Genomic DNA, 13,921 nt, shown 5'->3' on the forward strand with positions numbered 1-13,921 from the left:
GTTACATTTTAACCGATATTTTAAACATGACAATATCCTTGATTATGATTTGTTGAAAATGTGTACTTATTTACAGAAATACGATGTAAACCGCATGGATAGCGTTGTTTATCATTTTTAGGAATGATATAATAAGAATCATAAAAAGGGAGATTGTATATGGTATTCAACAAGATTAAAGAGTTCGTCGCACCAGTAGATGAAGACGAAGATGAAGGTGAAGAATTACAATTCACAGGAAGAGAGGTACAACCAGTGAGTACTTACGAGTCAAAACAAACAAATTTGAATAACATTTCTAAAAATACACAAATGGTAATGTTCGAGCCAAGAAGTTTCGAACAAGCTGAGGAGATTGCACGTCACTTAAAACAAACACGTGGCTGCATTATCAACTTACACCGTTTACAAAGAGAATATGCACAGCGCACAATTGATTTCTTATCTGGTGTTGTATTTGCGTTAGATGGGACAATTCAGAAGGTTGGTCATAATGTTATCTTCTGTGCTCCAAGAAATGTTGGTGTTGAAGGGAATATCTCGCTTGATAAGGGTGAAGATGAATAATCTAGGGAATTACGATTCTCTGATTGCACATTTGTACGACTTAAAAGAAAAGAGTGAACGTTGGCATAAGAGTGTTTGTTCTGCATTCTTAACGGAAGAAGAACAAGCTATCATTCAAAAGATATTCACTCCATCACGCTTTGTCCGCTATGATGGCGGATATGATGATGCACGTAAAAAGAAAGTCATCTTTCTCTATGATGAGAAGGATGGCTTTTCAGATATTGTATGCATGAAGGCTAAAATTGATCAGCGTTTCCGTACAATAGGGCATCGTGATGTATATGGAGCTATCATGAATTTACAGATAGATAAGAGTAGTTTTGGAGATTTCTGGATTGAGAAAGATGCGATTTACCTCTATACATCAGAGCAGATGGTTGATTTTATCAAAGATTACTTGATTCGTATCAATCAGTTAACGGTATCATTTGAAAAGATTGATGAGCATCCAAAGCAGGAGTTTAAAACCAAAGAGATTTCCCTAGTTGTGGCAAGTGAAAGAGCGGATGCGTTGGTGGCTGCTTTAACCCATTCTAGTCGTAGCGATGCGAAGGATTTAATACGCAAAGGATACGTGCAGGTGAATCATATCGAACTTGAAGAGCCTGATAAAATATGCAATAATGGGAGTGTTATTTCTATACGTGGAACAGGTAGATTTACCTTTTTGGGATTTAGTCGTAAGACACGTACAGGGAGAATCGTTGCAGAATTTCTGCAGAATATATAAGAGGAGAGAACATGACGACACGAAGACCGACATTTCGCATCATGAAAAATGGCTATGATCGGTTTGCGGTTGATGATGTGATGGAGCAATATGCTGCGCAGGTTGCCTTCCTACAAAGAAAGTTGGAACTTTACCAAGAACAGATGGTTGAGACAACGGAGAAGCTGGAGGAATTACAGACACGCTACAATGAGATTGAGCGTGCGGTAGATGTGCGGAAAGATGCGGCCGACAGTATTACCAGATTATCTTTGCAGGAAGCTAACGATGTAATGGCGAAAGCACAGAATAACGCTGATGAGATTGTCAAAGAAGCTTTATCCGTTGCGCGTTCCATATTGCTGGATCTATCGCAATTGTATACTGAAGCTGGTGAGGTCAAAAGTGATCTTAGCCAACAACTAACCGATTTACAAAAGAGTTTAGATAACTTTAAACTTCCAAAGCTACCAGATATGGATTGGTTGGAAGAATCTGATAAAGAATTGCATTGATCAGGACATGCTTTAACAGAAGTGGATTGATAAGAGAGTTCGTGTATGCTGAAAACGAACATGAAGCCTGTTAATAGAATCACCTGTGAGCAATCGTACATTCTGCGTTAAAGAAAAGTAATGAGTGTATGACAGCGATGTCATAAACTAAGGTGGTACCGCGTTTAGACGTCCTTAGATTTTTGAGGACGTTTTTATTTTTATAAAAGAGGAGGGTCATATGGACTACAAAGATACGCTAAATATGCCAAATACAGATTTTGAGATGCGTGGTAATCTTGCACAGAAAGAACCGGGTATTTTAAAGAATTGGCAACAAGACAACTATTATCAAAGCTTACTAAAACATCACAAGGGACAGAAGGCATTTATCTTGCATGATGGTCCTCCATACGCAAATGGAAACCTGCATGCAGGTACAGCCATGAACCGTACAATCAAGGACTTCATTATTCGTAGTCATGCGATGTCTGGCTACTATACACCATTCTTTCCAGGATGGGATACACATGGATTACCAATTGAAAACGCAATCCAGAAGTTGGGTGTTGATCGTAAGGCATTGTCTGCTGCGGAATTTAGACGTAAGTGTGAAGAATATGCACACCAGCAGATTGCACAGCAGATGGAAACAGAAAAGCGTTTGGGTCAAATTGCGGATTATGAACATCCATATATCACACTGAAGAAGGAATTTGAAGCTCGTCAGATTCAGTCTTTTGCAACGATGGCTTTAAATGGAATGATCTTCCAAGGATTAAAACCTGTTTATTGGTCACCATACAACGAGACAGCGGTTGCGGATTCTGAAATTATCTATAAGGATGTTAAGGATGCGACAATCTACCTTAAATTCCCAATTGCTGATGGTAAGGGTGTATTAGGTGCAGATGATAACTTTGTAATTTGGACAACAACACCTTGGACAATTCCATCAAACATGGCAGTGTCCGTTCATCCAGATCTTGAGTATGCATTAGTAAAGACAAGCGCTGGCAACCTCATCGTGCTTGCAAAGTTCGTTGACCGCTTACTTGAAAAATTTAATCTTGAAAATCTTGGTATCTTAAAGACATTTACAGGTAAGGAAATTGAAGGTGCTACATATCACCATGTTGTATTAGACAAGGAATGTCCATGTCTTTTAGGTACACACGTTACAGATGAAGATGGTACTGGTGTTGTACATACAGCTGGTGGTCACGGTATGGATGACTATCTTGTATGTATGAAGAATGGAATGCCACCAATCTGTACAGTTGATGAACGCGGTTATATGAATGCAGAGGCAGGTTCTTACCAGGGAATGTTCTTTGAGGATTGTTCAAAGGCTATCATCCATGACATGAGTGAAAAGGGCTACTTACTACAAGTTGAGAATATTACCCACTCATATCCACATGATGATCGCTTAAAGAAAAAGGTTATCTTCCGTGCAGTAAAGCAGTGGTTCTGTTCTATCGAAAGGGTACGTGAAAAGGCATTGGATGAAATCAACAACCACGTCAAGTGGCATAATTCCTTTGGTCAAAAGCGTATGAATAATATGATTGCGGATCGTGGTGACTGGTGTATCTCAAGACAGCGTTTATGGGGTGTTCCAATTCCAATTATCTATTGTGAAGATAATTCACCAATCATGGAGAAGGAAGTCTTTGATCATATCGCAGAACTTATGAATGAGTATGGTTCAAATGTTTGGTTTGAAAGAGAAGCCAAAGACTTACTACCAGAAGGTTATACAAATGAAAAATCACCAAATGGTGAATTCCGTAAGGAAACAGATATCATGGACGTATGGTTCGATTCTGGTTCAAGCTGGAACGAATTGATTGCTCGTGGTGATGGTTATCCATGTGATTTATACTTTGAAGGTTCTGACCAATATCGTGGTTGGTTCAACTCTTCACTCATTGTTTCAACGGCAGTTAATGGTACAGCTCCATACAAGGAAGTTTTATCGCATGGTTATGTTGTAGACTCAAAGGGTGAAAAGATGTCTAAGTCTGTTGGAAATGTTGTAAATCCAATGGATATCATCAACCAGAATGGTGCCGATGTATTCCGTCTTTGGGCAATGTCCTCTGACTTTAAGGAAGACTTAAAGCTAGGTCCAAGCAATATCAAGCAGGTTTCTGATCAGTATCGTAAGATTCGTAATACATTCCGTTTCTTACTAGGTAATGTAAATGGAGAAGATTTCAATCCATCAACAGACATGGTTGCCTTTGAAGATCTTGAACGTGTTGACCAACAGGTTCTTGTATTACTCAATGATTTGGTAGCAGATGTACGTAAGGATGTATTAGAATACAACTACTTGTCCGCAAACAAGCATTTGATGTACTTCATGGTTAATATCTTATCTTCTTACTACTGTGATTTTACAAAGGATATCTTATACGTAAGTGCGAAGGGTGATCACCGTAGAAGACAAGTACAGTCTGTATACTGGAACTGTGCAGATGCACTTGTAAAACTTTGGGCTCCATTCTTAGCGTTTACTGCTGAAGAAATCTGGACACATTTCTCACATCTTGGTGCAAACTCCGTACATTACGAAGAGTTTCCAGAAGTGAAGGAATATGCAGAAGCTGAAATATTACGTGATGAAATCAAACGTCTATTAGAAGTTCGTGCCCTTGTCACAAAGGCAAATGAAGAAGCACGTAATGAAAAGTTGATTGCATCTAGCCAAGAGGCGAAGATTCTTCTTACACTTCCAAAGGAAGAGAAGGAACTTGTGGAGAAAAACTTAGGTGCTGCAGTAGCACAATGGTTAATTGTTTCACAGGTTGAACTTGTAGAAGGTGAAACGGCTGTGAAGGTTGAAAAGGCTAGTGGTCAGAAGTGTCCACGTTGTTGGAATTATGATGAACATGTGGATGAAAATGGACTGTGTCCACGATGCCATGCTGTTATGGAAGGCTATAAACTCATTCATCAAAATTAAATACATAAAGCATGCATGTAGTGCTCTCTATATGCATGTTTTTTTAGGTAAAAGAAAAGCGGCAGGTTACTGCCGCTGCAGAGTGTTGACAAAGTGACATTTTAAACGATGTCACTTTTTATTTTGTCTGTAAACTTCAATAATATTGACTTTCCAATAAGACAAAGTACTGATTTTGAGGTATTAAGCTTAAAAATGGATTTGCTTCCCATTTCCATCGTGCCATTCTTTCTAGATTATGGCATGCAAAAATCATCGACGCTCTATGTCGATTTTTCTTTAACCCTCTTTCTCGTGTGAATCTCAAGCAATGATTCTCCTTATCCTCCGCAAATACTCTCTCGATTGTCTGTTTGCGTAATGGATATATTTCCTTCCATAATGGGGTATACCTTATCTCTTCTGCTGCTTCAAGATAGGGTGCCCATACATGTCTGGTTATCACTTTTGTATTATTCTTGCTTTTGGTGCATTTATCTTTCAACGGACAGCTGGCACATATTAATGGATTACTCTTGTATTGCCTGTACCCTTGTCGGTTCACTGTTGTATATGTCAATGTTTGATTGTTTGGACATATATACCAGTCATAGTGTTCGTCATACACATATTCTCTTTTTGGGAAAAAGCCTTTCTTCGTCTGAGGTCTTTTATATGGAAGTATTGGCTGCTGATGATTATCTATTATCTCTTTGGCAATGGCTGGTGTTTTATATCCTGCATCTAAACATACATTTTTAATTTGATCTCCAAATTTTCCCTGAAGATGTCTGTATGCACCAAAGAATGAAACACTGTCATGTATATTTCCAGGGACTGTATCAAAGCTCAATACGAATCCATGTTTATCACAGAATGTCTGCTGTTCATACGCAAAACATTCTTCATGTTCTCCTTTATGATAATTCCCGGATTCAGGATCAGTAGTACTTTGCTTTACTCTTTTTGTTTTTACTATCTCTATTTCTTCTCCTGTTTCAGAATCAAAATCCAGTTCTGTTCTGTTTAATGAGTGAAATTCTTTTTTACCATCTAATGCTCTTTCTTGGTTTATTTCCTCAAGCAGGGAATCTTCAAAACATTTTTTTGTGATTTCTATTTCTGCATCTGTATGTTTTCTTTTATTTGCATTGGCTTTAACGTGTGTTCCGTCTCCAAACACTGTTTCGAGATCAACAAATCCTGCATCCATAGCTTCCTTAAGTATTCTATTGAATATTTGTTCAAATATATCAGAATCTCCATATCTACGTATATAGTTCTGGCTCCAGGTAGAATAATTTGGAATACTCTCAAACATTTCATATCCTATAAACTATCTGTATGCCAGATTTACTTCTATTTCCTTACAGGTTTTTCTCATACTGTTGATGCCAAAACAGAAGTTAATGAATATCATCTTAAATAAAACCACCGGATCAATGGATGGTCTTCCTTCAGAACTATACAGATCCTTTACCAGAGGATATATAAAGTTCCAGTCAACAGCTTCTTCAAGCTTTCTGACCATGTGATCTGGTGGTACTAAGTTATCAATAGTATCAAATATTATACTGTCGTGTTTTATATTATTCCTGCATGTCATTGTCATGATAATCACTCTCCAATTCCCGTTATTATTATACCATGATTACTTTTTGCAAAATAAAAAGCAGAAGAATTACCGATTTTGGGAATTGGAGATCTTCTGCTTCTTTATTATACTTTATTTTTTGCTTTTTTTCCTTATTTGTTTGTCAACAGGCTGAAGCGGCAGGTTACTGCCGCTGCTGTATGTTATAGTTCAATCTTCTTGAATTGTTCCCAAGGTAAGTAAGGCTTACCAAAGTGTCCATAGTTTGTTGTCTGTGTGTAGATAGGTCTTTCAAGATCTAATTCCTTGATCATGTTTTTAACAGAGAAGTTGAAGTTCTTCTTAACGATTTCTTCTAACTCTTCATCACTATACTTAGAAGTATTGAAACTGTTAACGTTAATTGAGATTGGGTTAGGTTCACCAATCGCATATGCAAGCTCAATCTGGCACTTCTTTGCTAAACCGTTGGCTACGATGTTACGGCAAACGTAGCGTGCGTAGTAAGCAGCGGAACGGTCAACCTTAGTAGGGTCCTTAGATGAGAAGCATCCACCACCAATAGGTGCGTATCCACCGTATGTATCTACTACAATCTTACGTCCGGTTGTACCGGAGTCGCCCCAGCTACCACCAACAACGAAGGAACCGGATGGGTTGATGAAAAACTTTGTATTTTCGTCAATGAGTTCAGGTTTTACAACCTTGTCGATAACTTCTTTACGGATTAGTTTCTTTAATTCTTCTTGTGTAATATCTTTACTGTGCTGTGTAGATACGACGATAGTTTCAATTCTCTTGAGTTCACCATCTTCATATTCTACAGTCACCTGTGTTTTTCCATCAGGTCCTAATAGTGTAGGGTTTTCACGACGAACCTGTTCAAGACACTTTGCAAGCATGTGTGCGCAGTCAATCGCAAATGGCATGTAAGATTTTGTTTCATCACTTGCAAAACCAAACATGATACCTTGGTCACCAGCGCTATATTCTTGATGTCCTACAGCAGAGTTGATTTCTGCAGATTGTTTGTTTACCTTTAGAATGACGTTGTATTCTTCAGGGTATCCAATATCCCTTAGAACTTTCTTTGCGATTTTTGCGTAGTCAATGACTGCAGTTGTACCAGCTTCACCATAGATAAAGATCGTATCATCCTTGATTGTAGCTTCAACAGCCATGTGTGCTTTTGAATCTTGTGCTAACGCCGCATCCAAGATAGAATCTGCAATCAAATCACAGATTTTATCTGGATGACCACTTGTGACTGATTCGGATGAGAAATAATACTTTGACATAATAAAAACCTCCTTCGTTTTGTCTTTTTCATGCGACAGATGAAAGAGGATATATTACTCATTTAACTCTTTCCTTATCGATGTCAGCAGTACCACCTTGCTGGAAGCAGTAGGTTGGTGTGAGGTTATTGAGCTGACTCTCTACCTCAGTTCTTGATAAAAGACGTTATTATTAAAACACTAGAAAGAATGCTTGTCAATTGATATGTTCATGTTCAAAGACAATCTAAAACTGGTATAATCAATATGGAGGTTTTTGCGTATGAAATGGTCTAAATTAAAAGAAGAAACAATTGAAAATATCAAAGCATTTTCAATTTCAGGCATTCTTGTTGTAGCGTTTTACACGCTGATTAATAATGTTGAGCCTTTATATGGTGTTTTCCAGGCAATCTTTGTGGCGCTTTCACCATTTATTTATGGAATTGGAATTGCTTTCCTATTGAATCCACTGCGAAAAATTATTGAGTATAGTTGGTTAGGAAAGACAAAACTAAACCCACGTACAAAGAAAATTATCGCTTCCTTTGGAGCGTTATTTATTGGGATTATCATGTTGTTTGTATTCTTCTCCATTCTCATTCCACAGATGATTTCTTCCATCCAAACCTTCATATCCTCCTTTGAAGGATATGTAGATTCTGCTCGTAATTTCTTTGAGTCTAATAACTTCTTCAGTGATGATTTACTGAAGACTCTAAATCCTGTCATCGATAAAGGTGTCAGTATGTTAGGGGATTGGGTATCCAATATTGCAAGTAGTTTGAACGCCATCTTAATGTACAGTGTGATTTTTGCTAAGAGTGTGATGAACTTCTTGATTGGTATGATTATCGCATTATATATTCTTCTAGATGAGATAAATCTCAAACGTCAAATTAAGAAGGTATTGTACGCACTTCTTCCAGAGAAGACGACAAAGAGTATCTTAAGAACGACTCGTTTAACTATCAATACATTCAATAGTTTTGTTGCGGGTAAAGCAGTAGACTCGTTGATTATTGGAATTCTCTGCTATATTATCCTGTCATTTATGAAGATGCCATATACACCACTAATCAGTGTTGTGGTTGGTGTTACAAATATGATTCCTGTATTTGGTCCATTCTTAGGAGCGGTTCCAAGTATTCTGATTCTATTATTAGTTGATCCATTTAAGGCATTGGAATTTTCAATCTTTGTTCTAATCCTACAACAGGTAGACGGTAATATTATTGGTCCACGTATTCTGGGTGGTGCGGTCGGCTTACCAACGTTATATGTGATGTTCGCCATTATTATTGGTGGTGCCTTATTCGGTATCGTTGGTATGTTTATCGGTGTACCGGTCTTCTCAGTTATCTTTGTATTAGTAAGCGAGTTTATCCATCGCCAATTGGATAGGAAAAATATCACAGTACAATAAAAACTGCAGTGTTTACTCATCTTAAATAAAGGAAGAGTGCCATGCAGTTTTTTCTAGTTTATATATTGAATAAGATATCTTCGTAAGATGGTAATTTGTAGAATTCTCTAGCTGCGATTTGTTCGTATGCATCTACGGATGCTCTTAGTTTTTCCATAAGAGGATTGATTTTGTAGTAGATGTTCTGACCAATTTCAAACGTATTGCCAATCGCAGTCACTTTTTGCCAAGCCTCTTCCAACTTTTGGATTGCTTGGTATGTTTGGTCAACCAAGGAGGATAGTGCCTTTATATGATTATGAATGAACTTTGGCGTATTCTTGCCACTTGTATTGATAGTGTCATTATAGAACTTAAGTTCTGCGATTTGGGCTGGAAGAATATCTTTGCGTGCCATCTCAATCATTGTACGAACTTCGATACCCATGATTTTTTCATATTGTTCCTGCAGGATGATACGATTAGCGGCTAGTTCTTTTTCGGAATAGATGTTTAGGGAAGTGAAGAGGTTAATTACAGAAGGGTCGTTGAGAACTTCAGTTGATTCGATAAAACTCTTTACATTTGGCAAGCCTCTACGCTTAGCTTCCTTTTCCCATTCTTCGCTATACCCATCCCCGGAGAAGAGAATTCTCTTGTGCTTTTCAATTAAGTTACGGCAGATTGTTAATGCCTTTTCACGGATGTCTTGGATGTACTTGATGCCTTCAAGTTCATCCGCAATCTGATTGAGAGATTCTGCCATAATAGCGTTAAGTACAGTATTTGAGAAAGATGCACTCATAGATGAGCCGAGCATTCTAAATTCGAACTTATTACCGGTAAAGGCAAGAGGAGATGTACGGTTACGGTCAGTATTATCGTGAGGAATATAAGATAAACCTGTCACAGGATTAAAGGCAATCTTCTCTTCTTGTGTAATTGGTTTCTTACTATTCTTTGTATAAATATCGTAGAGGATACTTTCGATATAACTTCCAAGATAAATTGAAATGATTGCTGGAGGTGCTTCACTAGCACCTAAACGATGATCATTACCTGTACAGGATGCACTTAATCGAAGTAAAAGAGGGTAGGTATCAATTGCACGAATAAATGCACAGACAAATAATAAGAAGCGGATATTTTCGGCTGGCTTATCACCTGGAGAGAATAGGTTTTGTCCATCATCTGTGATGATGGAGTAGTTATCATGTTTACCTGAACCATTGATACCTTGGAATGGTTTTTCGTGTAAGAGACATGCAAAACCATGTTTCTTAGCTGTCTCGCGGAGAATATCCATAATGAGGTGGTTTTGGTCAACTGCCACATTACCATTTGTAAAGATGGGTGCTAGTTCAAATTGCCCTGGGGCAACCTCGTTATGTTCTGTTTTGGCATAGATACCTAACTTCCAAAGTTCTTGATTGGCTTCCTTCATAAAGGCTGCCACACGTGGTGGAATTGCGCCAAAGTAATGATCATCTAGTTCCTGTGTTTTAGGAGATGGTGCACCAAATAAAGTGCGACCGGTAAAACGTAAGTCTAAGCGACGGTCAAAGTATTTACGGTCAATGAGGAAGTATTCCTGTTCAAGGCCTACGGAAATATCACAGCTCTTTACATCTTTATCGCCAAGGATATTAACAACGCGTGTTGCGGCTTTGCTGAGGGCTTCTAAAGACTTTAATAGAGGATCTTTCTTATCTAAGGCTTCACCACTATAAGATACAAAGACAGTAGGGATACAGAGGATGTTATCGCGGATGAATACCGGACTCTTTACATCCCAATATGTATATCCGCGTGCTTCAAATGTTGTACGTAAACCACCGTTAGGAAAGCTCGAGGCATCTGGCTCACCTTTGATAAGCATCTTTCCAGAGAAGCGAGCAAAAGGCTCTCCATTCATATCTGGTTCTAAGAAACTATCATGTTTTTCAGCTGTACCACCAGTCATTGGCTGGAACCAATGCGTAAAGTGAGTAGCACCGTTATTAAGTGCCCAAAGTTTCATCGCGTGTGCGATTGCATCTGCGGTTGTACGGTCTAGCATTTCTTCATTTGCGACTGTTTTCTTCCAAGAAAGATAGACAGGACGAGGTAGGCGACTCTTCATCTCTTTTTCGCCAAATACTTTAGAACCAAAATCTTTAAATAGGTCTTCCATAGCATCTCCTTTTTAGTTATGAAAAATTTATAACGTTTTGAAGGATGTTTCAATATAAAATTTAGAATTTTATATCATTTCTATAAATTTTCTTTCGATTTCTTTGGAATTTTTATAGAAATGACAGAAAACACGAAAATAAAATAAAAAATGCAGAAAATTTTTCTACATTTTAATAATATGGGTTAAATTCGTTGAAATCATTTGTCTCTAACAAACGAACATCATGTACTTCTGGTACTTCATCTAATAAGATAGCTTTAATACCATCGTTTAATGTGGAATCCATTACCATACACCCATTACATGCGCCTGTCATTGTTACTGTAACAACGCCATCAGCGTATCCCACTAAGAAGACATCACCGCCATCTGCTTGGATATATGGGCGAATCTTGTCCAACGTATGTTGAATGCGCTGTAACAGGTCCTTACGAACCGGATCAGTTTCTAGGGCAATTAGATCCGCACTGCTTTCAGAATAGAAATCTGTGTCACTCATTACTACCGCCTCTTTCCTTACTTTACAAGATAGAAAATGTACGCAACGATTAGTCCCCAAATAATACCGCCAACAACCTCGACCCAACGATGCCCAAGTACAGGTTTTAGCTTTGTTTTATAGATGGAGCTTTCAAATACGTGAGGATATCTCTCTTGTAAATCCTTGACTAATTGTTGCGTAACTTTGATGTTTTGTCCACTATAATACCTCACATTTGCGGCATCATAGATAACAATAATGGCTAAGACAACGGTAATCGCAAATAGGGTTGAACTAAAACGCTCACGGAAGCCAACCGCTAGAGCAAGGGCAGAAACCATTGCACTATGCGAACTTGGAAAGCCACCACAAGCGACGGTTAAATTCCATTCCCAATCGTGTTCAGGCTCGACAATAAATGCACAAATTGGTTTTAAAAGCTGTGCACTGATGGCCGCAAATATAGCACAAAATATAATATGTATCGTATTCAATGAAATTAACATAATAAGCCTCTAGATAAAGTATAGCACACATCTTTTCTTGAGTGTGCTATACTTAAGGACGATTGGAAATGCTAAAATGATATACAAACCAGGACAGATTGTAGAAGGAAAAATAACAGGGATTCAACCCTATGGTGCATTTGTAGCGCTGGAACATCATGTGAGTGGACTGATTCACATTTCTGAAATTAGCGATGGATTTGTGAAAGACATTTCAAAGTTTGTTACGGTTGGAGATGTTGTAAAGTTAAAAGTCTTGGAATGCGATGATAAGAGCAGTCATGTCAAGCTATCATTGAAAGCACTTCAGAAAACACACTCGAGAAATAGACGTAAACCGATGGGTCATAAACCAAGTTTACCGAACATGAAAATGGGTTTTCAGACAATCGCAAATGCTATGAGTGAATGGATTAAAGAGGCGAAGGAGACTATTTTAAAATGATGAAGTTAAATACATCACACGCTTTACTCAAGGAAAGTATTGAAAGCTATCAAGAAAAAGTTAATGAACTACACAAAGTAATTTTTGAAAGAACTGGTGCCGGCAACGACTTTATGGGATGGGTTGATTGGGCTGAAACATATGATAAGGCTGAATTTGAGCGCATCTTACAGGTTGCAGAGAAGGTAAAGGATAAAGCTGAAGTATTACTTGTATGTGGTATTGGTGGATCTTACTTAGGTGCACGTGCCGCAATCGAAATGATTCAAGGTTTATATTCAGGAAATAAGACCGAAGTTATTTTTGTAGGTAATACGTTCTCATCTACATATATCGCACAAGTGTTAAAGCACATTCAAGATAAGAGCGTTGTTATGAACGTTATCTCTAAGTCTGGTACAACAACTGAAACTGCACTTGCTTTCCGTGTATTACGTGAATTCATGGAAAACAAATATGGCAAGGAAGAATGTAAGGAACGTATCATCGCTACTACAGATAAAGCACGTGGTACGCTAAAGGCATTAGCTGATAAAGAAGGCTACGAAACATTCGTTATCCCTGATGATATCGGTGGTAGATACTCTGTGATTACACCAGTAGGTTTAGTACCACTTGCAATCATGGGTGTAGATATCAAGAAAATCATGGCTGGTCTTTACGATGCATATAAAGAATTAAATACAGCAGATCTTTCTAAGAACCCTGCATATCAATATGCTGTATGCAGACGTATCCTACAGAACCAAGGCTATGATGTAGAAATGTTTGTTGCATATGAACCACAGCTTGCAATGCTAGCAGAATGGTGGAAGCAGTTATTAGGTGAATCTGAAGGTAAGGATGGTAAGGGTATCTTGCCAGATAGCGCAAACTTCTCGACAGATTTACATAGTTTAGGACAGTTTATCCAAGAAGGTAAGAAGGTTCTATTCGAGACAATCCTAGAAGTAGAAAATCCTACAGAAGATCTACTTATACCAACAGATGCAGAAAATAGCGATCAGATGAACTACCTCGCTGGTAAGTCATATGATTGGGTCAATAAGATGGCTTGTCTTGGCACAATAGAAGCTCACGAGGTAACTGGTGGAGTTCCTAACTTAATCATCTCTATTCCGGATATGAAGGAATACTCATTCGGTTATCTCTGTTACTTCTTCTTCATCGCTACTGCGATGACTTGCTATATGATTGATATCAACCCATTCAATCAGCCAGGTGTAGAAATCTACAAGAAGAATATGTTCCGCTTATTAGGTAAGCCTACTAAGTAAGTCTTTAAGAGGAAGAAATTCCTCTTTTGCTTTT

11 protein-coding genes, 1 pseudogene and 1 other annotated feature are annotated in these 13,921 nt (G+C 38.1%); of the genes and pseudogenes, 7 read left to right on the plus strand and 5 right to left on the minus strand.

What is annotated here, in order from left to right:
• Positions 1-159: 159 nt before the first annotated feature.
• The 4 genes from RGT18_RS03940 to ileS all read left to right on the plus strand — a co-directional run bounded on the left by RGT18_RS03940 (position 160) and on the right by ileS (position 4,747).
• Entirely contained in the window at positions 160-567 is a 408-nt protein-coding gene (locus RGT18_RS03940) for a cell division protein SepF (RefSeq protein ID WP_006525097.1), read from the plus strand.
• Positions 560-1,300 (plus strand): YlmH/Sll1252 family protein, encoded by a 741-nt coding sequence (locus tag RGT18_RS03945; protein ID WP_028078524.1) that lies wholly within the window; start codon positions 560-562, stop codon positions 1,298-1,300. The genes RGT18_RS03940 and RGT18_RS03945 overlap by 8 nt, the downstream gene beginning before the upstream one ends.
• An 11-nt stretch (positions 1,301-1,311) precedes the next feature.
• Positions 1,312-1,794: a DivIVA domain-containing protein gene (locus tag RGT18_RS03950; RefSeq protein WP_028078523.1), complete on the plus strand. Its 483-nt coding sequence runs from the start codon at positions 1,312-1,314 to the stop codon at positions 1,792-1,794.
• Positions 1,782-1,973, plus strand: a binding site (T-box leader). It overlaps the preceding gene by 13 nt.
• 41 nt (positions 1,974-2,014) lie before the next feature.
• Positions 2,015-4,747 (plus strand): isoleucine--tRNA ligase, encoded by a 2,733-nt coding sequence (gene ileS / locus RGT18_RS03955; protein WP_028078522.1) that lies wholly within the window; start codon positions 2,015-2,017, stop codon positions 4,745-4,747.
• Between the two features lie 136 nt (positions 4,748-4,883).
• On the opposite strand, the pseudogene RGT18_RS03960 reads toward ileS, so the two are convergent.
• Together RGT18_RS03960 and metK are read right to left on the minus strand one after the other, a co-directional pair.
• Positions 4,884-6,332, minus strand: a pseudogene (locus RGT18_RS03960) (IS1182 family transposase).
• A gap of 191 nt (positions 6,333-6,523) precedes the next feature.
• On the minus strand, positions 6,524-7,618 hold the full coding sequence (metK, locus tag RGT18_RS03965) for a methionine adenosyltransferase (RefSeq protein WP_028078945.1): 1,095 nt from the start codon (positions 7,616-7,618) through the stop codon (positions 6,524-6,526).
• A 262-nt stretch (positions 7,619-7,880) separates the two neighbouring features.
• On the opposite strand from metK, the gene RGT18_RS03970 reads away from it, so the two are divergent.
• Entirely contained in the window at positions 7,881-9,023 is a 1,143-nt protein-coding gene (locus RGT18_RS03970; RefSeq protein ID WP_051241083.1) for an AI-2E family transporter, read from the plus strand.
• A gap of 58 nt (positions 9,024-9,081) precedes the next feature.
• Here the strand turns inward: RGT18_RS03970 and RGT18_RS03975 are convergent, their stop codons facing one another.
• The 3 genes from RGT18_RS03975 to RGT18_RS03985 form a co-directional block, all read right to left on the minus strand.
• Positions 9,082-11,175 carry a glutamine synthetase III family protein gene (locus RGT18_RS03975; RefSeq protein ID WP_028078946.1) on the minus strand — a complete coding sequence of 698 codons (2,094 nt, stop codon included), beginning with the start codon at positions 11,173-11,175 and terminating at the stop codon, positions 9,082-9,084.
• Positions 11,176-11,347: 172 nt separating this feature from the next.
• The gene (locus tag RGT18_RS03980) at positions 11,348-11,677 is read right to left on the minus strand and encodes a NifU family protein (RefSeq protein WP_006525104.1); all 330 of its coding nucleotides are present in this window, start codon (positions 11,675-11,677) and stop codon (positions 11,348-11,350) included.
• Between the two features lie 17 nt (positions 11,678-11,694).
• Positions 11,695-12,165 (minus strand): divergent PAP2 family protein, encoded by a 471-nt coding sequence (locus RGT18_RS03985; protein ID WP_051241084.1) that lies wholly within the window; start codon positions 12,163-12,165, stop codon positions 11,695-11,697.
• Between the two features lie 76 nt (positions 12,166-12,241).
• Between RGT18_RS03985 and RGT18_RS03990 the strand changes: the two genes are divergently transcribed.
• Together RGT18_RS03990 and RGT18_RS03995 are read left to right on the plus strand one after the other, a co-directional pair.
• Positions 12,242-12,610, plus strand: a complete 369-nt coding sequence (locus RGT18_RS03990; protein WP_028078948.1) for a CvfD/Ygs/GSP13 family RNA-binding post-transcriptional regulator — start codon at positions 12,242-12,244, stop codon at positions 12,608-12,610.
• Positions 12,607-13,887 carry a glucose-6-phosphate isomerase gene (locus RGT18_RS03995; protein WP_006525107.1) on the plus strand — a complete coding sequence of 427 codons (1,281 nt, stop codon included), beginning with the start codon at positions 12,607-12,609 and terminating at the stop codon, positions 13,885-13,887. The genes RGT18_RS03990 and RGT18_RS03995 overlap by 4 nt, the downstream gene beginning before the upstream one ends.
• Positions 13,888-13,921: the final 34 nt, after the last annotated feature.

The sequence above is a fragment of the Solobacterium moorei genome (genome assembly GCF_036323475.1).
GTDB lineage: Bacteria > Bacillota_I > Bacilli_A > Erysipelotrichales > Erysipelotrichaceae > Bulleidia > Bulleidia moorei.

Excerpts from the sequence above, each read along its gene's own strand:
- RGT18_RS03985 (WP_051241084.1), bottom strand. The coding sequence starts at position 12,165 with ATGTTAATTTCATTGAATACGATACATATTATATTTTGTGCTATATTT.
- RGT18_RS03940 (WP_006525097.1), top strand. The coding sequence starts at position 160 with ATGGTATTCAACAAGATTAAAGAGTTCGTCGCACCAGTAGATGAAGAC.
- RGT18_RS03990 (WP_028078948.1), top strand. The coding sequence starts at position 12,242 with ATGATATACAAACCAGGACAGATTGTAGAAGGAAAAATAACAGGGATT.
- RGT18_RS03980 (WP_006525104.1), bottom strand. The coding sequence starts at position 11,677 with ATGAGTGACACAGATTTCTATTCTGAAAGCAGTGCGGATCTAATTGCC.
- RGT18_RS03945 (WP_028078524.1), top strand. The coding sequence starts at position 560 with ATGAATAATCTAGGGAATTACGATTCTCTGATTGCACATTTGTACGAC.
- ileS (WP_028078522.1), top strand. The coding sequence starts at position 2,015 with ATGGACTACAAAGATACGCTAAATATGCCAAATACAGATTTTGAGATG.
- RGT18_RS03975 (WP_028078946.1), bottom strand. The coding sequence starts at position 11,175 with ATGGAAGACCTATTTAAAGATTTTGGTTCTAAAGTATTTGGCGAAAAA.
- RGT18_RS03970 (WP_051241083.1), top strand. The coding sequence starts at position 7,881 with ATGAAATGGTCTAAATTAAAAGAAGAAACAATTGAAAATATCAAAGCA.
- RGT18_RS03950 (WP_028078523.1), top strand. The coding sequence starts at position 1,312 with ATGACGACACGAAGACCGACATTTCGCATCATGAAAAATGGCTATGAT.
- metK (WP_028078945.1), bottom strand. The coding sequence starts at position 7,618 with ATGTCAAAGTATTATTTCTCATCCGAATCAGTCACAAGTGGTCATCCA.
- RGT18_RS03995 (WP_006525107.1), top strand. The coding sequence starts at position 12,607 with ATGATGAAGTTAAATACATCACACGCTTTACTCAAGGAAAGTATTGAA.